Below are 21781 nucleotides of genomic sequence, written 5' to 3' on the forward strand. Positions count from 1 at the left end.
CTTCGTCAATAGTACGACGGACGCTCCGGCTTGATTTCCTGCAGGATCGTCGTGGCGATTTCCTCGATCGACTTGTGCGTCGACGAGAGCCACTTGATGCCTTCGCGCTTCATCATGCTTTCCGCTTCGTTGATCTCGTAGCGGCAATTCTCCAGCGCGGCGTACTTGCTGCCGGGCCGCCGTTCGTTGCGGATTTCCGCGAGCCGCTGCGGATCGATGGACAGCCCGAACATCTTCTCGCGATGATCCAGAAGCGGCGTCGGCAGCTTGCCGCGCTCGAAGTCTTCGGGAATCAGCGGATAGTTCGCCGCCTTCACACCGTATTGCATCGCCAGATAGAGGCTCGTCGGCGTCTTGCCGCTGCGCGATACGCCGACCAGAATCACATCCGCTTCGGTGAGGTTGCGGTTCGACTGGCCGTCGTCGTGCGCGAGCGAGAAGTTGATCGCTTCGATGCGGTTCTTGTACTCCTCGGTATCGGCGTTCTGGTGGACGCGGCCCATCGCGTGCGTCGACTTGATCTCGAATTCGTGTTCTAGCGGCTCGATGAACGTCTGGAACATGTCGAGCACGAGCGCATTGCAGCGCTTGACGATCTCGTTCGATTCGCTGTCGACGAGCGTCGTGAAGACGATCGGCCGCCGCCCGTCGAGCGAGACGGCTTCGTTGATCTTCTCGACGGTGGCGTGCGCCTTGTCGATGGAATCGACAAACGGCACGCGCACGAGCCGGAATTTTTGGTCGAACTGGGCGAGGATCGAATGCGCGAAGGTTTCGGCAGTGATCCCGGTACCGTCGGAAACGATGAATACGGAAGGCGGCATCGGCGGGTGATCAGAAGGGAACGAGTTGCATGGAGGGCGCTCGAACGGTGACGCCAGCGACACGGCGTTCCTGCGAGACCCTGTGTTACATTGGTCGGCCCGTGCGTGTGCGTTCATGTGCGCGGGCGAACCCTGAGGCGTCAAACACCTCGATTTTGCCGTGGAATTACTGTCCCTGCCGAGACAAATTTGATAATCGGCACGGTAGAATAGCGGCAACCTGTTCGATAAGCAATTGCGGACAATTTGAACCGGATTTTCGTCGAATCGCCGGTATTTCGTGGATTTTGCGGTAGGAAACCCATGATTTCGAGCACATTCGGCCGGCCGCTTCATTCGTTTCTTTTGCTTCGCGCGGCAATCGCGCGGGCGCATGACTTCCGCGAAGGCTTATCAAACAGGTTGTACGAGATGCGGCGGCGCTTCCAATGAGCGCCGCCGCATGCGAGCCCACTCGTGCGATCGTGAATTCCATCCACCTTAGGGGCTTGTATGACTAACGCAGTCAATGTTGCGAACGATGTCGCAAAGGATCAGGCGTATGTAGTTCCATTCGAGCAGTTGCGAATGACCGACGTGGAAATCGTCGGTGGCAAGAATGCGTCGCTCGGCGAAATGATCAGCCAGCTTTCCGAAGCCGGCGTCAGCGTGCCGACGGGTTTTGCCACGACCGCGCTCGCATTCCGCGACTTCCTGCAGCATAACGACCTGACCGACCGCATCGCCAAACGTCTCGAAACGCTCGACGTCGACGACGTGAAGGCGCTTGCCGAGTGCGGCAAGGAAATCCGCCAGTGGATCGTCGACGCGCCGCTGCAGCCGCGTCTCGAAGACGAAATCCGCCGTCAATTCGAAGTCCTGCAAAAGGGCTCGCCCGAAGAGCTTTCGTTCGCCGTGCGTTCGTCCGCGACCGCCGAGGACTTGCCCGACGCATCGTTCGCGGGCCAGCAGGAAAGCTATCTGAACGTGATCGGCATCGAGGACGTCCTCGATCGCATGAAACACGTGTTCGCGTCGCTCTATAACGACCGCGCTATCTCTTATCGCGTCCACAAGGGCTTCACTCACGCTGAAGTCGCGCTGTCGGCGGGCGTGCAGCGCATGGTCCGCTCGGACGTCGGCGCGGCCGGCGTGATGTTCACCATCGACACCGAATCGGGCTTCAAGGAAACCGTGTTCATCACGTCGAGCTACGGCCTGGGTGAAACGGTCGTGCAGGGCGCGGTGAATCCGGACGAATTCCACGTTTTCAAGACCACGCTCGCGCAGAACAAGTATCCGATCATCCGCCGCTCCATCGGCTCGAAGCTCATCAAAATGGAGTTCACGCAGCCGGGCGAGCCGGGCCGCGTCAAGACCGTCGACGTCCCGCACGAGCAGCGCAACCGCTTCTCGATCTCGGACGAAGACGTGATCGAGCTGGCGAAGTACGCGGTGATCATCGAGAAGCATTATCAGCGTCCGATGGACATCGAGTGGGGCAAGGACGGCCGCGACGGCAAGCTGTTCATCCTGCAGGCGCGTCCGGAGACCGTGAAGAGCCAGGCAGCCGGCAAGGCCGAGATGCGCTTCAAGCTCAAGGGCCAGTCGAACGTCATCGCAACCGGCCGCGCGATCGGCCAGAAGATCGGCGCGGGTCCGGTGCGCGTCATTCACGATCCGTCGGAGATGGAGCGCGTGCAGCCGGGCGACGTGCTGGTCGCCGACATGACCGACCCGAACTGGGAGCCGGTCATGAAGCGCGCATCGGCAATCGTGACGAATCGCGGCGGGCGCACCTGCCACGCGGCAATCATCGCGCGTGAGCTGGGCGTGCCGGCGGTGGTCGGCTGCGGCGACGCAACGGACGTGCTGAAGGACGGCGCGCTCGTCACCGTGTCGTGCGCGGAAGGCGACGAAGGCAAGATCTACGACGGCCTGCTCGAAACCGAAGTGACCGAAGTCCAGCGCGGCGAACTGCCGAAGATTCCGGTCAAGATCATGATGAACGTCGGCAACCCGCAACTCGCGTTCGACTTCGCGCAGTTGCCGAACGCGGGCGTGGGTCTCGCGCGGCTCGAGTTCATCATCAACAACAACATCGGCGTGCATCCGAAGGCGATTCTGGAGTACCCGAACGTCGATGCGGACCTCAAGAAGGCGGTCGAGAGCGTCGCGCGCGGTCATGCATCGCCGCGAGCGTTCTACGTCGACAAGCTGACGGAAGGCATCGCGACCATCGCGGCGGCGTTCTATCCGAAGCCCGTCATCGTGCGTCTGTCGGACTTCAAGTCGAACGAGTACAAGAAGCTGATCGGCGGTTCGCGCTACGAGCCGGACGAAGAGAACCCGATGCTCGGTTTCCGCGGCGCATCGCGTTATATCGCGGAAGACTTCGCCGAGGCGTTCCATATGGAATGCATCGCGCTGAAGAAGGTGCGCGAGGAGATGGGTCTCGACAACGTGCAGATCATGGTGCCGTTCGTGCGCACGCTGAAGCAGGCGGATCGCGTGGTCGAACTGTTGAAGAAGTTCGGTTTGGAGCGCGGCGTCAACGACCTCAAGCTCGTGATGATGTGCGAAGTGCCGTCCAACGCCATTCTCGCCGAGCAGTTCCTGGAGCGCTTCGACGGCTTCTCGATCGGCTCGAACGACCTGACGCAGTTGACGCTCGGCCTCGACCGCGACTCCGGCATGGAACTGCTCGCCGCCGACTTCGACGAGCGCGACGAAGCGGTGCAGTTCATGCTGAAGCGCGCCATCGAAACGTGTTTGCGCCTGAACAAGTACGTGGGCATTTGCGGGCAGGGGCCGTCGGATCATCCGGACCTCGCCGAGTGGCTGGCGAAGGAAGGCATCGAATCGATGTCGCTGAACCCGGACACGATCATCGACACGTGGCAGCAACTCGCGAAGACCTTGTCAAAATGAGTGGTAATCGCGCCTTTCCGCTTGCTTACGCATAAGCGCGGCATGCTATAAAAAACACCCCGGACTGGTCCGGGGTGTTTTCGTTTGGAGACCCATGATGCTAACGGGCGGCTTGTTCTGGTGGGTCGCGGCGGGCGCCTTGATCGTCGCCGAGCTGTTCACCGGCACGTTTTATCTGCTGATGATCGCGCTCGGCATGATCGCGGGCGGGATCGCGTTCGTGGCCGGTGCGCTGCCGCATGTGCAGATGGGCGCGGCGGCGGTCATCGCGCTGATCGCGGTCGTGGTGCTGCGGCGTTCGCGCTTCGGCAACTGGAAGCGGCGCAGCGATGCTTCGCATGATGCCGCCGTCAACCTCGATATCGGCGCGACCGTCGAAGTCGATCAATGGCGCGACCGTCGCGCGCGGACGATGTATCGCGGCGCGCAATGGGACGTCGAACTCGCACCGGGCGAATCGGAAGGGGCGCGGCTCTATCGCATCACGGCGCTCGACGGGAATCGCCTCATCGTGGCCGCCAAACGCTAGCTTGATAAGGAGAAAAAGATGTCAATGTACTTCGCGCTGATCGTGCTCGTCATCGCGGTCGTGATCGTGTCGAAAACGGTGAAGATCGTTCCGCAGCAGCACGCATGGGTGCTCGAGCGGCTCGGTCGCTATCACGCCACGCTCACGCCGGGGCTCAACATCGTGCTGCCGTTCGTGGATCGAATCGCCTACAAACACGTGCTCAAGGAGATTCCGCTCGACGTGCCGAGTCAGGTCTGCATCACGCGCGACAACACGCAACTGCAGGTGGACGGCGTGCTGTATTTTCAGGTCACGGATCCGATGAAGGCGTCGTATGGATCGAGCAACTTCGTGATCGCCATCACGCAGCTTTCGCAGACGACACTGCGCTCGGTCATCGGCAAACTGGAACTGGACAAGACGTTCGAGGAGCGCGAGTACATCAATCACAGCATCGTCAATGCGCTCGATGAAGCCGCGTCGAACTGGGGCGTGAAGGTGCTGCGCTACGAAATCAAGGATTTGACGCCGCCGAAGGAAATTCTTCACGCGATGCAGGCGCAGATCACGGCCGAGCGCGAGAAGCGCGCGCTCATTGCAGCATCGGAAGGGCGCAAGCAGGAGCAGATCAATCTGGCGTCGGGCGCGCGCGAGGCCGCAATCCAGAAGTCCGAAGGCGAGCGTCAGGCGGCGATCAATCAGGCGCAGGGCGAAGCAGCGGCCATTCTCGCGGTGGCTGAAGCGAATGCGCAGGCCATCGAGAAGATTGGGGCGGCAATCCAGACGACGGGCGGCATGGAAGCCGTCAATCTGAAGGTCGCGGAGCAGTATGTCGGCGCGTTCGGCAACATCGCGAAGACGGGCAACACGCTGATCGTGCCGGGCAACTTGTCGGATATGAGTTCGATGATCGCGTCGGCGCTCGCAATCGTGAAAGGCGAGGGCGGCGGAGTCATTCGGAAGAGCTAAAACAAAACGGGGCGCTCATGAGCGCCCCGTTTTTTATCGCGTTGCCGTACGCATCAGACGGCCGCGTTCGCGTTCCCAGTCGCGCTTCTTTTCCGTCTCGCGCTTGTCGTGCAGCTTCTTGCCCTTCGCAAGCCCGATCTCGCACTTCACGCGCCCTTCCTTGTAGTGAAAGTTGAGCGGCACGAGCGTATGACCGCGTTGCTCCACCTTGCCGATGAGCTTGTCGATCTGCTCGCGATGCAACAGCAGCTTGCGCGTGCGTACCGGATCGAGATTCGCGAACTTCGATGCCTCGGGCAGCGGGCTGATGTGCGTGCCGATCAGAAAAAGCTCGCCGTTCTTGATGACGACATAACCTTCCTTGATCTGCGCGCGGCCTGCGCGCAGCGCCTTGACTTCCCAGCCTTCGAGCACGAGACCGGCCTCGTAGCGTTCCTCGACGAAGTAATCGAAGAATGCTTTTCTGTTGTCAATGATGCTCATGAATGGAAAGTGCCCAACTCGTTTAAAATCACGATTTTAGCAGCGCGCCGCCTGACAGACGAAGCCGTCTTCGCGGGCCGCACGCGCCGCCACCTTCTCAAGCCACCCGCTGCGCCCTTATGGCCGACGTCCAGAAAACCGTGTTGATCCGTCATTCGGCGGAAGAAATGTTCGACCTCGTCACCGATGTCGCCGATTACCCGAACTTCCTGCCGTGGTGCGGCGGCGTCGAGATCGGACGTCATGACGAAAACGGCATGGAAGCGAAGATCGACATCAGTTTCAAGGGCATCAAGCAGCACTTCGCGACGCGCAATGTGCACAAGCGTCCGACGCATATCGACATGGAGTTTCTGAGCGGCCCCTTCAAGAAGTTCACGGGGTCGTGGCGATTCACGCCGTTGCGCGCCGATGCCTGCAAGATCGAATTCGCGCTGCACTACGAGTTCGCCAACCTGATCCTCGAGAAGATCATCGGGCCGGTGTTCAGCCATATCGCGAACACCTTCGTCGATTCCTTCGTGAAGCGCGCCGACCAGCGCTACGGCAAGAAATGAACCTGCATGTCGATGTTTGCTATGGCCTGCCCGGCGGCGACAGTTTCTATGCGCACGTCGATCTCGGCGACGGCGCGACCGTGCGCGAAGCGATCGAGGCGAGCGGCGTGCTGAACGCACACCCGGAGATCGATCTGGCGACGCAGAAAGTCGGCGTGTTCGGCAAGCTGAAGACGCTGGACGCGACGCTGACGAACCTGGATCGCGTCGAGATTTACCGGCCGCTCAAGGTCGATCCGAAGATGGCGCGTCAGAGACGCGTCGACAAGGCGCGCAAGGCGGGATCGATCGAAGGCCGCAAGTGGCAGTCGAAGGATTCGCGCTGACACGGCGCTGAATCGGCGTCGATTCAATGCGCCGGCGCTTCCTTCGCCGTCGCAGCCGGCTCGACCGCGTGCTGCCGCACCGACCAGCTCACGCCCGCGAGCAGCAGCACGATAGCCAGCACTTCCGGCACGCGCGGCCATCGGCCGTCGTAGACGAAAGCGTAGAGCAGCGCGAAAAGCGTTTCGAACGCGATCATCTGACCGGACAGCGTGAGCGGCAACCGCTTCGACGCCGCGTTCCACAGCATGTTGCCGAGCCACGATCCGCCCGTGGCGAGCGCCGCGCACACGATCCAGAACACGTGCCAGCGCGTGTCCGGCACGGCCGCCTGCACCGTCCCGGCGGGCAACATCCAGACGATCGCACCGAGCGCCGCGCCGAGCACGCCCGTCACGATGCCCCACAACACGGACCACTCGTTGCCGTCGAAGTGGTGATTCGCCTGCAGATAGCGCGCGTTGACGACCGCGTACCACGTCCACGACGCCAGCGCGCCGACGGCGCACGCCAGCCCGGCGACGCGCGTGAGCACGCTCGTGGCGGGCGCATCGCCTGGATGCGGGGTGACGCCGCCGAGCACGTCGCGGAACACGTCGAAATTGATGCACGCGATGCCCGCGAGCACGAGGAAGAGCGGCGCGGCGAGGCGCTTCAGTTCGACCGCGCCGTGATCGCGTCGGCCGGCGAGCGTGACCGTCACCGGCAGAATGCCGACGATCAGCGACGACGGCGCCACGCCCACGAGCTGCACCGCGCTCGCAAGCAGCATGTAGTAGAGCAGGTTGCCGACGAGCGCGAGCTTCACGAGCGCGACGAGATCCGCACGGGTCAACTTGGCAAGGAGCCTGCGCGCGAACGGCAACGCGACGGCCACCGATACCGCGCCGTACATCAGATAACGCCCGATGCTCAGCATCAGCGGGGAAAAATCCGGCAGAAGGCGCGGCGCGAGAAAGATGAAACCCCAGATGGCGCCCGCCAGCATTCCGTACATCACACCGCGCTGCATTGCCCGACTCCTGCCTTGATCCGATCGACGGCGGAGGTTACACGCGCCACCGGGCGGGCGTCTTGTCGAAACCTGCACCGCGAGCGGGCGGAAAACTGGCCCGATCTTTGCACGGAGATGGCGTAAGCTGCTGTCCAGACAGTGAAAACCCGGGGAACTATCGGTATAATCTGCTTTTGCGCCCATAGGATTTGCCATGCGTCTGATCCAGAAAGCACTCACGTTCGATGACGTGCTCCTCGTGCCCGCGTTCTCCAGCGTTCTCCCGCGCGACACCAGCCTGAAATCCCAGCTGACTCGCAACATCTCCCTGAACATGCCCCTCGTGTCCGCCGCCATGGACACGGTCACCGAAGGCCGGCTCGCCATCGCCATGGCGCAGATGGGCGGCATCGGCATCGTCCACAAGAATCTCACCGCGAAAGAACAGGCGCGCGAAGTCGCGAAGGTCAAGCGCTTCGAATCGGGCGTGGTGCGTGATCCGATTACCGTGCCGCCGCAAATGCGCGTGCGCGACGTGATCGCATTGACGCAGCAGCACGGCATTTCCGGTTTTCCGGTGGTGGAAGGCGCGCAACTCATCGGTATCGTGACGAACCGCGATCTTCGTTTCGAAGAGCGTCTGGACGAGCCGGTGCGCAACATCATGACGCCGCGCGAGCGTCTCGTGACGGTCAAGGAAGGCACGTCGCTCGCCGAAGCGAAGGCGCTGATGCATAGCCATCGTCTGGAACGCGTGCTCGTGGTCAACGACGCGTTCGAACTGCGCGGCCTGATGACCGTGAAGGACATCACGAAGCAGACCGAGAACCCGGACGCGTGCAAGGACGAAGACGGCAAGCTGCGCGTGGGCGCGGCGGTGGGCGTGGGTCCGGACAACGAAGAGCGCGTCGATCTGCTCGCGCAGGCAGGCGTCGACGTGATCGTGGTCGACACGGCGCACGGCCACAGCCAGGGCGTGCTGGAGCGCGTGCGCTGGGTCAAGCAGAACTATCCGCGGGTGCAGGTCATCGGCGGCAATATCGCGACGGCGGCGGCCGCGAAAGCGCTCGTCGAATACGGCGCGGACGCGGTGAAGGTCGGCATCGGCCCCGGCTCCATCTGCACGACGCGGATCGTCGCGGGCGTGGGCGTGCCGCAGATCACCGCGATCGCCAACGTGTCGGAAGCGCTGCGCGGCAGCGGCGTGCCGTGTATCGCGGACGGCGGCGTGCGCTTCTCGGGCGATGTCGCGAAAGCGCTCGCGGCGGGCGCGAACGTCGTCATGATGGGCAGCATGCTCGCGGGCACCGAAGAGTCGCCGGGCGACGTGTTCCTGTTCCAGGGCCGCCAGTACAAGGCGTATCGCGGCATGGGCTCGGTCGGCGCGATGAAGGACGGCGCGGCGGACCGCTACTTCCAGGACAATTCGGCGAACATCGACAAGCTCGTGCCGGAAGGCATCGAAGGCCGCGTGGCCTATAAGGGCTCGGTCAACGCCATCCTGTTCCAGGTCGTCGGCGGCGTGCGCGCGAGCATGGGCTATTGCGGCTGCCGCACCATCGCCGAACTGCACGAGAAGGCGGAGTTCGTGCAGATCACGGCGGCCGGCATGCGTGAATCGCACGTGCATGACGTGCAGATCACGAAGGAAGCGCCGAACTATCACGTCGATTGAAACGCGTCGAATAATGCATCGATAACCCCGGTGGAACCATCATGAAACCGTTGCTGCGCGTCGTGCTGGTCGTCAATGCCCTGATTTTCGTGGTGTTCGGCGTGCTGTTCCTGCTGACGCCCTGGGCCGGGCTGTACGACGCGCTGCAAATCGGCGCGATGCGCATCGCGCCTGCGTTCGCGGGGCAGTTGCTCGGCATCGCGCTGATCGGGTTCTCGTGGATTTCGCTGCACGCGGCCATCGACGGCGCGCTGACTGCGGCGGCCGCGAAAGCGTCGGGTCACGTGCAGTGGCTGTCGGGCATCGTCGTGCTGGTCTGGCTGCTCGGACTGCGCACGCCGGAAGTCGACGGCTTCGGGCAGGTGAGCGCCGCGCTCATCGGCATCGTGCTGTTGGTGCTGGGCTTGGGCAGCGTGCGGCTCGCATCGGCGGTGCGGCGGCGCGAGCGCGCGGCGGCGGTGGGGGCGGCATCGGCGGAACGCGCGGAGAAGAAGGCCGCGCGAACGCGTGACGCGACGCGTCCGCCCGTCGTGACCGTGCCGACGCCGCCGGATACCGCGGTTCGTCCGACGGCGCGCGCGCCCGACGTCACGGGCATCGATCCGATTACCGGCCGCGCGGTCGATCCGGCGGGTCGCCCGGTGGACGGCGCCACGCCCGCACCGGCGTCGCGCGTGCGAAGCGAAGCCGGCATGGTCGATCCGGTCACCGGCCGCACGCTCGATCCGCAAACAGGCCGCGAAATCGATCCGGTCACCGGCAAGCGCATCGATCCGGTGATCAGCGGCGATATCGATCCGGCGACGGGCCGGCGTGTCGATCCGCTGACGGGGCGCGTCGTTCCCGATCCGGCCAGCGGAGCGCCACGCTGAACGCGCGCACGCAGCAGCAAAAGCCGCACGCAAGCGGCAAGCACAAACACGGTCGGCCTTCGCGCCGGCCGTCGATTTATCTGGCGAAGAGTCGCGCACACGCACGTTCTTCGGCCGACACCTCATTCGTTCACTTAGCCTTTGCCCGCAGCCATGCACGACAAAATCCTGATTCTCGATTTCGGCTCCCAAGTCACCCAACTGATCGCGCGGCGCATCCGCGAGTCGCACGTCTACTCGGAAATCCATCCGTATGACGTCGACGAGGCGTTCATCCGCGAATTCGCGCCGAAGGGCATCATCCTGTCGGGCGGGCCGAACTCGGTCACCGAGGCGAAGTCGCCGCGCGCGCCGCAAATCGTCTTCGATCTGGGCGTGCCGGTGCTCGGCATCTGCTACGGCATGCAGACGATGGCCGACCAGCTCGGCGGCAAGGTCGAGCTCGGCAAGGTGCGCGAATTCGGCTATGCGGAAGTGCAGGCGCTGAATCACACCGGCTTTCTGGAAGGCATCGAGGATTTCCGCGACGCCAAAGGCGAGGCGATGCTCAAGGTCTGGATGAGCCACGGCGACAAGGTCGCGGACCTGCCGGCCGGTTTCAAGCTGATGGCCTCGACGCCCGCGTGCCCGATCGCCGCGATGGCCGACGACGATCGCCGCTTCTACGGCGTGCAATGGCATCCGGAAGTCACGCACACGGTGCAGGGCCGCGCGATGCTCGACCGCTTCGTGCTCGAACTCTGCGGCGCGAAGGCGGATTGGGAGATGGGGCATTACATCGACGAAGCCGTCGAGAAGATCCGCGCGCAAGTCGGCGACGAGCACGTGATCCTGGGCCTGTCGGGCGGCGTGGATTCGTCGGTGGCGGCGGCGCTGTTGCATCGCGCGATCGGCGATCAACTGACGTGCGTGTTCGTCGATCACGGCCTCTTGCGTCAGAACGAAGCCGAGCAGGTGATGTCCACGTTCGCGGATCATCTGGGCGTGAAGGTCATTCACGTCGATGCGAGCGAAGCGTTCCTGTCGAAGCTCGCGGGCGTGACGGATCCGGAAGCGAAGCGCAAGATCATCGGCGCCGAGTTCGTGGAAGTGTTCGACGCCGAGTCCAACAAGCTCACGGACGCGAAGTGGCTCGCCCAAGGCACGATCTACCCGGACGTGATCGAGTCGGCGGGCAAGGGCAAGAAGGGCGCGCATACCATCAAGAGTCACCACAATGTCGGGGGCCTGCCCGAGACGCTCAATCTGAAGCTGCTCGAACCGCTGCGCGAACTGTTCAAGGACGAAGTGCGCGAACTGGGCGTGAAGCTCGGCTTGCCGCCCGCGATGGTGTATCGCCATCCGTTCCCCGGTCCGGGCCTCGGCGTGCGAATTCTCGGCGAAGTGAAGCGTGAGTTCGCGGACCTGTTGCGCAAGGCCGATGCGATCTTCATCGAGACGCTGCGCGAGACCATCGATCCGGCAACGGGCAAGTCGTGGTACGACCTGACGAGCCAGGCGTTCGCGGTGTTCCTGCCGGTGAAGAGCGTCGGCGTGATGGGCGATGGCCGCACGTATGAATACGTCGTCGCCCTGCGGGCGGTGCAGACGCTGGACTTCATGACGGCGCACTGGGCGCATCTGCCGCATGAGCTGCTGGGGCATGTGAGCAATCGCATCATCAATGAAGTGCGCGGCGTGAATCGCGTGGTGTACGACATTTCGGGCAAGCCGCCGGCGACGATCGAGTGGGAATGAACTAGCCCACGGCCCAATCCAAGCGAGTCATTGCGATGAGCGCTCCCAAGCCCGCCCGTCCCACCGACTCGCTTTTCCTCGCCGTCTACCCCGACCAATCCGCCGCTTCCCGCATCCGCGACGAGGCGGCGCGCATCCGCATCGAGCACGGCCTTTGGGCGACGCCGATCGCAGCCGATCGCCTGCACATCACGCTGCATTACCTCGGCGCGTTCGCGGGCCTGCCTGCCGATGCCATCGAACAGGCGCGCGCGGCGGCATCGGCCATCGCGATGCCGCCGTTTCACGTCACGCTCGACCGCATCGAGAGCTTCGCGTCGCGCCGGCCGAAGCGTCCGCTCGTCATCGCGGGCGATCCGGACGAAGCGTTCACCGCCTTCGTCGATACGCTCGGCGAGGCGCTGCAAACCGCCGGCATCTTCGTCAAATCCCATCCCCGTTTCATCCCGCATGTGACCGTGCTTTACGATGAGCATCGCGTCGCGCGCCGATCCATCGCGCCGATCGAATGGACCGTGCGCGAGTTCGCGCTCGTGCGCAGCCTGCTCGGGCGATCGCAGCACGAAGTCCTCTTTCGCTGGCCGCTCGCGTCGTAGCGGACTCACCGGATCGGACAAAACAGTTTCGCGGATTTATCGTCCGGGTTATGGTTAGCGTTATCGACACCGATCGATGCGACAAAGACGTAAGAAAACGCCAGGATTCCGATTACATGACTCGATCCCGTCTGCTGCACGTCACACCGGAAACGCATCACGTCCAGATCGACCTCGTCTACGCGACCGATCGCAATTTCACCGGCAAGCCCATCTACAAGGCGCAGCACTGCCTGCTGCTCGAACCCGCCGAAGCCGCGCTCAGAAAGGCGGTCGACACCGCGCGGAGCTTCGGCATGACGCTTCGGATCTTCGACGCCTACCGCCCGCCGCAAGCGCAAAAAGTGCTGTGGGACTTTCTTCCCGATCCCAATTTCATCGCCGAACTCGGACGCGGCTCCAACCATAGCCGCGGCACGGCGGTGGACCTGACGCTCATCGACGAAAACGGCGAGGCGCTCGACATGGGCACCGGCTTCGACGCGATGGTCGCCGAGTCCGCGCACTTCTACCCCGGCTTGCCGGCGCACGTGCAACGCAACCGCACACTGCTGCTCGGCGTGATGCACGGCGCGGGCTTCACGCATATCGCGAGCGAGTGGTGGCATTACGAGTTGCCCGGCTCGCGCGATCTCGCGCTCATCGACAACGAAGAAAGCGGCCCGTTGCGGCTGATGTAATCCCCAATCCCGACAGGAGACGAGATGACGCACGGCGCGCGAAAAGTATTGGCGATGGCGGCGCTCGCGGCGGCGCTGACGGCCACGTACACGCTTCCCACGCAGGCAGCCACGCCGAAGGACATGTTCGTGATGGCGACGCTGCTCGACGAATTCACGACGCTCGATCCCGGCGAAATCTACGAACTCGTGCCCGAAGAGTACGTGGCGAACACATATGACCGTCTGGTGCGCGTCGATCTGAAAGATCCGTCGAAGTTCAACGGCGATGTCGCGCAGTCGTGGACCGTCAGCCCCGACGGACTCACGTTCACGTTCAAGCTTCGCTCCGGCCTCAAGTTCCATTCGGGCAATGCGCTCACGGCCGACGACGTCGCATGGTCCATCCAGCGCACCGCGTTGCTGGACAAGGGCGCGGCGGCGGTGCTCGCGGGCATCGGCATCACGAAAGCGAACGCGCTGCAGAACGTGAAGAAGATTGACGATACGACCGTCGCCATCACCACCGATCAACGCTACGCGCCGACCTTCGTGCTCAACGTGCTCGGCTCGTGGCCCGCGTCGGTGGTGGATCGCAAGCTGGCGGAATCGCATCAGAAGGGCAACGACTACGGCAACGAATGGCTCAAGACGAACGAAGCCGGATCGGGCGCGTACAAGCTCGTGAAGTGGACCGCGAACGACAGCATCGTGCTGCAACGGTTCGACGGCTATCGTCTGCCGCTCGCGATGAAGCGCATCGTGCTTCGGCACGTGACCGAAGCCGCGAGCCAGCGCCTGATGATCCAGAACGGCGACATCGACGTGGCGCGCGATCTCAGCCCGGACGATCTCGACACGCTCTCGAAGAACGGCGTCATCAAGGCGACGGCCGTGCCGCAAGCCACGCTCATGTATCTCGGCCTCAACAACAAAAATCCGAATCTCGCGAAGCCGGAAGTCTGGGAAGCGATGAAGTGGCTGATCGACTATCAGGGCATCCAGAAGAACGTGATCCGCACGACGTACAAGGTCCACGAGACGTTCCTGCCCGAAGGTTTCCTCGGCGCGCTGAACGAGAATCCGTATCACCAGGACGTCGCGAAGGCAAAGGCGCTGCTCGCGAAAGCGGGTCTCGCGAACGGCTTCACCGTGAAGATGGACGTGCGCAACGATTATCCGTACAGCGAAATTGCGCAGGCGGTGCAGGCGAATCTCGCGCTCGCGAACATCAAGGTGCAGCTCGTTCCGAGCGACAACAAGCAGACGCTCGGCCGATACCGCGCGCGGGCGCATGACATTTATATCGGCGAGTGGTCGGCGGATTACATCGATCCGCACAGCAACGCGCAAGGTTTCGCGTGGAATCCGGATAACTCGGATGCATCGAGCTTCAAGATGCTCGCGTGGCGCAACGCGTGGAATATTCCCGACCTGACGAAGGAAACCAACGCGGCGCTCGCCGAAAGCTCGACGGCCAAACGCGCGCAACTTTACGAAAAGATGCAGCGCGAGATGCTCGCGAAGTCGCCGTTCGTCATCATGTTTCAGAAGGTGTCGCAGGTGGCGGCGCGGCCGGACGTGAGCGGATTGGAGGTCGGGCCGATCAACGATCTCGTGTCGTATCGCGATCTGAAGAAGCAGTGAGCGCATTGCCGTTCATCGAGCGCATGAGAGCCGCGAACGCGCATCGCGGCGGCGTGCGGGCCGCGCTTGCGCTGATGCGCTGGATCGCGATGCTCGCCGTCACGTTCACCGGCCTGCTCGCGATCACATTCTTCATCGGCCGCAAGATTCCGATCGATCCCGTGCTCGCGATTCTCGGCGATCGCGCATCGGCGGCGGCGTATGCGGCGGCGCGCGTGCAGCTCGGCCTCGACAAGCCGCTCGTCGATCAATTCCTCATCTACGCGCGCGATGTGCTGCACGGGCATCTGGGCGTGTCGCTATTGACGGCGAATCCGGTCGTCGACGACATCCGCCGCGTGTTTCCCGCGACGCTCGAACTCGCGACGCTCTCGACGTTCATCGGCGTGACGATAGGCGTGCCGCTCGGCGTGATCGCGGCGGTGCGGCATAACCGTATCGTCGATCACGTCGCGCGCGTGATCGGCCTCGCGGGCAGTTCCGTGCCGGTGTTCTGGCTCGCGCTGATGGGCCTGCTGCTGTTCTACGCGCGGCTGCATTGGGTGTCGGGGCCGGGGCGCATCGATCCGCTCTACGACGGCATGGTCGATACGCGCACCGGCAGCCTGCTGATCGATTCCCTCATCGCGCGCGAGTGGGACGTGTTCGCCAACGCGTTCTCGCATATCGCGCTGCCGGCGGGCGTGCTCGCGTTCTATTCCATCGCTTATCTTTCGCGAATGACGCGCTCGTTCATGCTCGAACAATTGAGCCAGGAATACGTGACGACCGCGCGCGCCAAGGGCCTGCCCGAGCGCCGCGTGATCTGGCGTCATGCGTTCGGCAATATCGCGGTGCCGCTTCTGACGGTGATCGCGCTTGCTTATAGCTATTTGCTGGAGGGATCGGTGCTGACGGAAATCGTGTTCGCGTGGCCGGGTATCGGCTCATATTTGACGGGCGCGCTGCTCAACGGCGACATGAACGCGGTGCTCGGCAGCACGCTCGTGATCGGCGCGACGTTCATCGCGCTGAATCTCTTGACGGATGCGCTGTACCGCGTATTCGATCCGCGCGCACGCTGACATGGAGGACGCCGTCGCATGCAAACGCCCGCCGGTCGCACGCCGATGAAACCATCGCGAACGCCATGGCGCGCATGGCTTCTGACCGACACGCCCGCGTCCCCGCGGCAAGCCGCGCTCGGCCGCGCGTATCGACGGTGGCGGCGCTTCGCGTCGAATCCGCTCAGCATGCTGGGACTCGCGATTCTGCTGCTACTCGTCGTGGTCGCGGCGGTCGGGCCGCTCTTCGTCACGCAGGATCCGCTGCGCCAGGTGCTCGCTGAACGTCTCACGCCGCCGGGCGCCGCGCACTGGTTCGGCACGGATCAACTCGGGCGCGACATCCTGTCGAGGCTCGTGCACGGTTCGCGCCTCACGCTCGCCATCGCGATGCTCGTCGTCGTGCTCGTGGTGCCGGTGGGCCTTTTGATCGGCACGGTGGCGGGCTATTGCGGCGGTTTCGTCGATACCGTGCTCATGCGCGTCACCGATGTCGCGCTCGCGTTCCCGAAGATCGTGCTCGCGCTGGCCTTCGCGGCGGCGCTCGGGCCGGGCGTGCTGAACGCGGTCATCGCGCTGTCCATTACCGCGTGGCCGCCTTATGCGCGGCTCGCGCGCGCGGAATCGCTCAGGCTCACGGGCGCGGACTTCATCCACGCGGCGCGGCTCGCGGGCGCATCGCATACGCGGATTTTGCTGCGGTATATCGTGCCGCTGTGCTCGTCGTCGGTGATCGTGCGCGCGACGCTCGACATGGCCGGCATCATTCTCGCCGTCGCGGGGCTCGGCTTCCTGGGGCTGGGCGCGCAACCGCCGAGCCCGGAATGGGGCTATATGGTCGCGTCGGGACGCAACGTGCTGCTGGATGCTTGGTGGGTCGCGACCATCCCCGGCCTCGCGATTCTCGCCGTGAGCCTCGCGTTCAATCTGCTCGGCGACGGCCTGCGCGACGTCTTCGATCCGCGCCAGGGTGGCTGACATGGACGACACGCCGCTCGCGGAGATCGATGGCCTGCAAGTCGCCTTTGCCGGCCACGACGGCGCGCTCACGCCCGCCGTGCGCGGCGTCTCGCTGACGCTGCGGCGCGGCGAGCGCCTCGGCATCGTCGGGGAATCGGGTTCGGGGAAATCGCTGACGGGGCGCGCGCTGCTCGGTCTTTTGCCGCCCGAAGCGAAGTGGTCGGCGAACGCGTTGCGCTTCGACGGCCACGATCTGCTCGCGATGAAGCCGAACGAGCGCCGGCGCCTCTGCGGCACGCAAATGAGCATGATTCTGCAGGACCCGAAATACTCGCTGAACCCGGTGATGACGGTCGCGCAGCAGATGCGCGAGACCATCGCGCGGCAGGGCGAGCGGCTCGGCCGGCGGGCGATGCGCGCGCGCATCGTCGATTTGCTCGCGGCCGTGCATATCCGCGATCCCGAGCGCGTGGCGGATGCGTATCCGCACGAACTGTCGGGCGGCATGGGCCAGCGCGTGATGATCGCGATGATGGTCAGCAGCGGCCCGCGCCTTCTGATCGCCGACGAGCCGACGAGCGCGCTCGACGTCCTCGTGTCGATGCAGGTGCTCACCGTGCTCGACGAAATGATCGAGCGCCATCGCACCGGCCTCATCTTCATCAGCCACGACTTGCCGCTCGTGATGTCGTTCTGCGACCGCGTCGCGGTCATGTACGGCGGGCGCGTCGTCGAAACGTGCGCGGCGCGCGATCTGGGCGAAGCGCGTCACCCGTACACGCGCGGGCTGCTCGCCGCGAACCCGCCGCTCGCGAATCCGCCCGCCGAACTGCCGACCTTGCGGCGCGATCCGTCATGGCTCACGGAGATCACGCGATGATCGACATCGACCGCGCGCATATCCGCTTCCGAACCAGAACCGGCCACGTCGACGCGGTGCGCGACGTGTCGCTGCGCATCGAGGAGGGCGAAGTGTTCGCGCTCGTCGGCGAATCGGGCAGCGGCAAGTCGACGCTCCTGCGCGCGCTCGCGGGCCTCGTGCCGCTCGCGGACGGCGCGATGCGCATCGGCGGGCAAGACGCGGCGCGGCGTCCGGCACGCGACGTGCAGATGGTGTTTCAGGACCCGTATGGCTCGCTGCATCCTCGCTTCACGGTCGATAAGACGCTGCGCGAGCCGCTCGCGATCAACGGCATCGGCGATCAGGACACGCGCATTCTCGCGGCGCTCGCCGAAGTCGGCCTAGGCGCGGCGTTCCGGTTTCGGTATCCGCATCAGTTGTCGGGCGGGCAGCGGCAGCGCGTGTCGATCGCGCGTGGGCTGATCGTCGAGCCGCGCGTGCTGCTGCTCGACGAGCCGACTTCCGCGCTCGACGTATCGGTGCAGGCGGAAATCCTCAACTTGCTGCGGCGTCTGCACGGCGAACGCAAGCTCACGATGATCGTCGTGAGCCATAACCTCGCGGTGGTCGGTTTTCTGTGCGAGCGCGTCGCGGTGATGCGCAACGGCGAAGTGGTGGAAGAGGCGGGCATCGAAGCGGTGAGGGCGCACGATGTGAAGCACGACTACACGCGCCGCCTTCTGCACGCGACGCAAGGCTATACGCGCACCTGAGCGCCTCTGGCAAGCGCCGTGTTGCGAAAACTCCGCAGACGACGAACGGCCGTGCGCGAGTCCGAAGCGCAACCGCGCCCGCTGATAGAATACGAGATGGATTGTCGAGATGTGCCGAACAACGCGCGAGCGCGTCATTCCGGCTGCCGTCCGACTTCAGGCTAACCCATGCAAATCGTGACAGACCGCGCCCGTTCAGGGTGAAAGCCGGTCGTAATCCCCGATGAAATTGCTAGATGCTCTAGTCGAACAGCGGATCAACGAAGCCGCCGCCCGCGGCGAGTTCAATGACTTGCCGGGCGCAGGCGCTCCGCAGCAGCTCGACGACGATCTCCTCGTCCCCGAGGAAGTGCGCGTCGCCAATCGTATTCTCAAGAACGCGGGCTTCGTCCCGCCGGCCGTCGAACAGCTCCGCGCGCTGCGCGGCCTACAGGAAGAGCTGGACAAGGTCACCGACCCCGCCGCGCGCTGCCGCATCCAGGTGAAGATGCTCGCGCTCGACATGGCGATCGAATCGCTGCGCGGCGGCGGCTGCGTGCCGCACGAATATCGCCGGCGCATCGCGGAGCGGCTGTCGGAGCGCGCCGCCGCACAGGGCGACACGGAGTCGAAGGAATCTTGAGCCTCGTCACGACGCCCGACGCGGCGCCCCCATCGCCCGACGCCGACGCCGATCCCGCCAGCGCGCGCGATCGCCGCTTCATGGCGCTCGCGCAACTCGCCGCCGACGAAGCGCGGCGCGCGGGCGAAGTGCCGGTCGGCGCGGTCGTCGTGCTCGGCGATGAAGTCATCGCCACGGGGTTCAATCATCCGATTCGCGGCCACGATCCGTCCGCGCACGCCGAAATGGCCGCGCTGCGCGCCGCGTCGCAGGCGCTCGAAAACTACCGGCTGCCGGGCTGCGAACTGTACGTGACGCTCGAACCGTGTCTCATGTGCGCCGGCGCGATCATGCACGCACGCATCGCGCGCGTGGTGTTCGGCGCGGCGGACCCGAAGACGGGCGCGTGCGGCAGTGTCGTCGACATGTTCGCGAACGCGCAGCTCAATCATCACACGGCCGTGACGGGCGGCGTGCTCGCCGACGAATGCGGCCACGCGCTCAAGAATTTCTTCGCCGAACGCAGGCGGCTCGCGCGCGAAGAACGCGCCGCACGCCAGGCGCGCGAGGCCCACGCTTTCCTGACCAAAACGAACTGAATACCGTGAAATCACGCACCATCGATCTCGTCGCGCCTTCTGGTTATCCCCAAGATCCGGCAGCCGTGGAACGGGGCATCGGGCGATTGCGGGCGCAGGGGCATCGCGTGCAGAACGTCGAAGCGACGCGGCGGCGCTTTCAGCGCTTCGGCGGCACCGACAGCGAGCGCGCCGCCGACCTCAACCGCCTCGCGGACCCGTCGAGCCGGCTGCCGGATATCGTGCTCGCCGTGCGCGGCGGATACGGCGCATCGCGCATCCTGCACGGCCTCGATTACGACGGCTTGCGGCGGCTCGCGGATGAACCGGTCGTGCTCGTCGGCCACAGCGATTTCACGGCGATCCAGTGCGCGCTCTACGCACGCGCCGCCGTCAAAACCTTTGGCGGCCCGATGTTTTCCAGCGATTTCGGCGCGGAGCACGTCAGCACGTTCACGATGCACAACTTCTGGAACGCCATCTCGCACCCGAGCTTCACCGTGAAGAGCCAGACGCCGCAGCGCCAGTCGGTCGATGTCACCGGCATGCTGTGGGGCGGCAATCTCGCGATGCTCGCGGCAATGGTCGGCACGCCGTATCTGCCGCCCGTCGAGGGCGGCATTCTCTTCATCGAAGATGTGAACGAGCACCCGTTTCGCATCGAACGGATGATTTATCAGTTGCATCAGGCGGGCGTGCTCGGACGGCAGCAGGCGGTCGTGATGGGCGAATTCTCCGGCGGCCGTCTTTCGGAGTACGACAACGGCTACACCTTCGACGCGATGGTCGAGCAGATGAGAGCGGCGACGGGCGTTCCGTTCGTGACCGGCCTGCAGTTCGGCCACGTGGAGAACCTGCTGACGCTGCCTTTTGGTGCAACGGCGCATCTCGTGGCAGACGAGGGCGGCTTCACGCTCACGATGAGCGACTACCCGCATCTGGCTTGACGCGGCAGAAGGGCGCTCTCGAATGAGCGCCTTTTTAATGACCTAGCTACGCAACTAACCGTCTTTATTTAAACTTTCCACGTCACAAGACGGTGCATAACCGAGTGCAAGATTGTCAACAAAATGGTGCGGACAATGCTGACAAAAAATGCTGGAATCTTCCTGGAGGCTCGTCATAAAAGGCTCGCAGGCCGGTCGAGACCGGGCGAGATCCTTCCCGCGCCCGCGAATTTAAATTGAATTGTTGACAATCTTTATGTCGATTCTAAGATGCCTAACATGCAAGCGAGCACATCATGTCCGACGCTAAACCGAGTGCTGCACCGAACGCTTCAGCCGCCCCGATGAACGGCGCCGCCGCAGCGAATGCCGAGTCGATCGCCGAGAACATCCGCGCCGCGATCCTCGAACATCGCCTGGCGCCCGGCGCGAAGCTGACCGAAGCGCAGTTGTGCGAAGTATTCGACGTAAAGCGCGGTCCTGTCCGTCAGGCGCTCGCGCAACTGGCGAACGAACGGCTCGTCGATCTCGAGCCGAATCGCGGCGCGTTCGTCGCGAGTCCGTCGCTGCAGGAAGTGCATGAAGTGTTCGAGATGCGCCGGATCATCGAACTGGCGGTTGTCGAGCGGATCGGGAAAGGGCACGGCACGCGCCGGCTCAAGTCGATCAGCACGACCATCGGACGTGAACGGCGCGCATTCGAAAGCCACGACTTTTCCGCGTGGATCCGGCTGTCGGGCGAGTTTCACACCGAACTCGCCGCGCTCACCGGCAACACGGTGCTGTGCGATTGCCTGTCCGGGCTCGTCGCGCGTTCGACGCTGATATCGGCGCTGTATGAATCGCTCGGCAAGAGTTCGTGTTCGTTTGAAGATCACGAAGCCATTCTCGCCGCGCTCGATGCAGGCGATGCCGCGAAAGCCGCGGACCTCATGGCGCAGCATCTGCGCGATGTCGAATTGAAGATGCTCGAACGGCCCGCGCGCGGCGCCGTCGATCTGAAGGAAGTGTTTTCGCGCCCCGGCGAACGCGAGAAAGCGTTCGGCGCATGACGCGACAAAGCAGGACATAAAAGACTGGAGACCGCGCCCGCCCCAAAGGGCGCGTGAATCGACGCATGCGCGAACACGCAGCATGCGCGGCACTGAACGAAACGCTTGCAAGAGCGTGCAATGAAAGAAGGCCCATCGGCGGGCGAACAGGCACGAGGCCGTTCGCTCTCGGCATCACGCCGTGGGCCCGAGCAAATCCGAAGAGTATCGCGCGCGACCCGGCTCATA

General features: G+C 64.1%; 22 protein-coding genes. 19 read left to right on the forward strand and 3 right to left on the reverse strand.

Going from position 1 to position 21781, the window contains the following annotated elements; all coding sequences use genetic code 11:
• Positions 1 to 5: 5 nt before the first annotated feature.
• Positions 6 to 824, reverse strand: coding sequence for a posphoenolpyruvate synthetase regulatory kinase/phosphorylase PpsR (ppsR, locus tag NCR39_RS06035; RefSeq protein ID WP_040049404.1), 819 nt, complete (start codon positions 822 to 824; stop codon positions 6 to 8).
• 492 nt (positions 825 to 1316) lie between these two features.
• Between ppsR and ppsA the strand changes: the two genes are divergently transcribed.
• From ppsA to NCR39_RS06050, 3 genes are all read left to right on the forward strand, one after another.
• Positions 1317 to 3734 carry a phosphoenolpyruvate synthase gene (gene ppsA, locus NCR39_RS06040; RefSeq protein ID WP_250451298.1) on the forward strand — a complete coding sequence of 806 codons (2418 nt, stop codon included), beginning with the start codon at positions 1317 to 1319 and terminating at the stop codon, positions 3732 to 3734.
• A 97-nt stretch (positions 3735 to 3831) separates the two neighbouring features.
• Complete coding sequence (locus NCR39_RS06045) at positions 3832 to 4263, forward strand: NfeD family protein (protein ID WP_250451476.1); 432 nt, start codon at positions 3832 to 3834, stop codon at positions 4261 to 4263.
• A 24-nt stretch (positions 4264 to 4287) separates the two neighbouring features.
• Complete coding sequence (locus NCR39_RS06050) at positions 4288 to 5214, forward strand: SPFH domain-containing protein (protein ID WP_250451477.1); 927 nt, start codon at positions 4288 to 4290, stop codon at positions 5212 to 5214.
• A gap of 33 nt (positions 5215 to 5247) precedes the next feature.
• On the opposite strand, the gene smpB is transcribed toward NCR39_RS06050, so the two are convergent.
• Entirely contained in the window at positions 5248 to 5697 is a 450-nt protein-coding gene (gene smpB / locus NCR39_RS06055; protein ID WP_250451299.1) for an SsrA-binding protein SmpB, read from the reverse strand.
• 119 nt (positions 5698 to 5816) lie between these two features.
• Between smpB and NCR39_RS06060 the strand changes: the two genes are divergently transcribed.
• Both NCR39_RS06060 and NCR39_RS06065 read left to right on the forward strand, forming a co-directional pair.
• On the forward strand, positions 5817 to 6254 hold the full coding sequence (locus NCR39_RS06060; RefSeq protein ID WP_250451300.1) for a type II toxin-antitoxin system RatA family toxin: 438 nt from the start codon (positions 5817 to 5819) through the stop codon (positions 6252 to 6254).
• Positions 6251 to 6580, forward strand: a complete 330-nt coding sequence (locus tag NCR39_RS06065) for an RnfH family protein (RefSeq protein WP_250451302.1) — start codon at positions 6251 to 6253, stop codon at positions 6578 to 6580. Before NCR39_RS06060 ends, NCR39_RS06065 begins: the two co-directional genes overlap by 4 nt.
• A gap of 23 nt (positions 6581 to 6603) precedes the next feature.
• Here the strand turns inward: NCR39_RS06065 and NCR39_RS06070 are convergent, their stop codons facing one another.
• The gene (locus NCR39_RS06070) at positions 6604 to 7590 is read right to left on the reverse strand and encodes a DMT family transporter (RefSeq protein ID WP_250451304.1); all 987 of its coding nucleotides are present in this window, start codon (positions 7588 to 7590) and stop codon (positions 6604 to 6606) included.
• A 196-nt stretch (positions 7591 to 7786) separates the two neighbouring features.
• On the opposite strand from NCR39_RS06070, the gene guaB reads away from it, so the two are divergent.
• From guaB to NCR39_RS06140, 14 genes are all read left to right on the forward strand, one after another.
• Positions 7787 to 9247, forward strand: a complete 1461-nt coding sequence (guaB, locus tag NCR39_RS06075; RefSeq protein ID WP_040049411.1) for an IMP dehydrogenase — start codon at positions 7787 to 7789, stop codon at positions 9245 to 9247.
• Between the two features lie 41 nt (positions 9248 to 9288).
• On the forward strand, positions 9289 to 10119 hold the full coding sequence (locus tag NCR39_RS06080; protein WP_250451305.1) for a hypothetical protein: 831 nt from the start codon (positions 9289 to 9291) through the stop codon (positions 10117 to 10119).
• A 153-nt stretch (positions 10120 to 10272) separates the two neighbouring features.
• Positions 10273 to 11856, forward strand: coding sequence for a glutamine-hydrolyzing GMP synthase (gene guaA, locus NCR39_RS06085; protein ID WP_250451306.1), 1584 nt, complete (start codon positions 10273 to 10275; stop codon positions 11854 to 11856).
• A gap of 35 nt (positions 11857 to 11891) precedes the next feature.
• Complete coding sequence (gene thpR / locus NCR39_RS06090; RefSeq protein WP_250451307.1) at positions 11892 to 12452, forward strand: RNA 2',3'-cyclic phosphodiesterase; 561 nt, start codon at positions 11892 to 11894, stop codon at positions 12450 to 12452.
• A gap of 116 nt (positions 12453 to 12568) precedes the next feature.
• The gene (ddpX, locus tag NCR39_RS06095; RefSeq protein ID WP_250451308.1) at positions 12569 to 13132 is read left to right on the forward strand and encodes a D-alanyl-D-alanine dipeptidase; all 564 of its coding nucleotides are present in this window, start codon (positions 12569 to 12571) and stop codon (positions 13130 to 13132) included.
• 24 nt (positions 13133 to 13156) lie between these two features.
• A complete protein-coding gene (locus NCR39_RS06100; RefSeq protein WP_502800165.1) occupies positions 13157 to 14758 on the forward strand; it encodes an ABC transporter substrate-binding protein in 1602 nt (533 codons plus the stop codon).
• Between the two features lie 23 nt (positions 14759 to 14781).
• A complete protein-coding gene (locus NCR39_RS06105; RefSeq protein WP_250451479.1) occupies positions 14782 to 15822 on the forward strand; it encodes an ABC transporter permease in 1041 nt (346 codons plus the stop codon).
• Between the two features lie 18 nt (positions 15823 to 15840).
• Positions 15841 to 16779, forward strand: coding sequence for a nickel transporter permease (gene nikC, locus NCR39_RS06110; RefSeq protein WP_502800166.1), 939 nt, complete (start codon positions 15841 to 15843; stop codon positions 16777 to 16779).
• Position 16780: 1 nt separating this feature from the next.
• A complete protein-coding gene (locus NCR39_RS06115; RefSeq protein WP_250451309.1) occupies positions 16781 to 17641 on the forward strand; it encodes an ABC transporter ATP-binding protein in 861 nt (286 codons plus the stop codon).
• Entirely contained in the window at positions 17638 to 18375 is a 738-nt protein-coding gene (locus NCR39_RS06120) for an ABC transporter ATP-binding protein (protein WP_250451310.1), read from the forward strand. The genes NCR39_RS06115 and NCR39_RS06120 overlap by 4 nt, the downstream gene beginning before the upstream one ends.
• Positions 18376 to 18598: 223 nt before the next feature.
• On the forward strand, positions 18599 to 18997 hold the full coding sequence (locus tag NCR39_RS06125) for a DnaJ family domain-containing protein (RefSeq protein WP_250451311.1): 399 nt from the start codon (positions 18599 to 18601) through the stop codon (positions 18995 to 18997).
• Complete coding sequence (gene tadA / locus NCR39_RS06130; protein WP_250451312.1) at positions 18994 to 19575, forward strand: tRNA adenosine(34) deaminase TadA; 582 nt, start codon at positions 18994 to 18996, stop codon at positions 19573 to 19575. Before NCR39_RS06125 ends, tadA begins: the two co-directional genes overlap by 4 nt.
• A gap of 5 nt (positions 19576 to 19580) precedes the next feature.
• Entirely contained in the window at positions 19581 to 20501 is a 921-nt protein-coding gene (gene ldcA / locus NCR39_RS06135) for a muramoyltetrapeptide carboxypeptidase (protein WP_250451313.1), read from the forward strand.
• Between the two features lie 344 nt (positions 20502 to 20845).
• Positions 20846 to 21553 carry a GntR family transcriptional regulator gene (locus NCR39_RS06140; protein ID WP_502800177.1) on the forward strand — a complete coding sequence of 236 codons (708 nt, stop codon included), beginning with the start codon at positions 20846 to 20848 and terminating at the stop codon, positions 21551 to 21553.
• Positions 21554 to 21781 lie beyond the last annotated feature (228 nt).

Origin of the sequence: Caballeronia sp. ATUFL_M2_KS44, assembly GCF_023630965.1 — a bacterium.
Taxonomy (GTDB): domain Bacteria; phylum Pseudomonadota; class Gammaproteobacteria; order Burkholderiales; family Burkholderiaceae; genus Caballeronia; species Caballeronia concitans.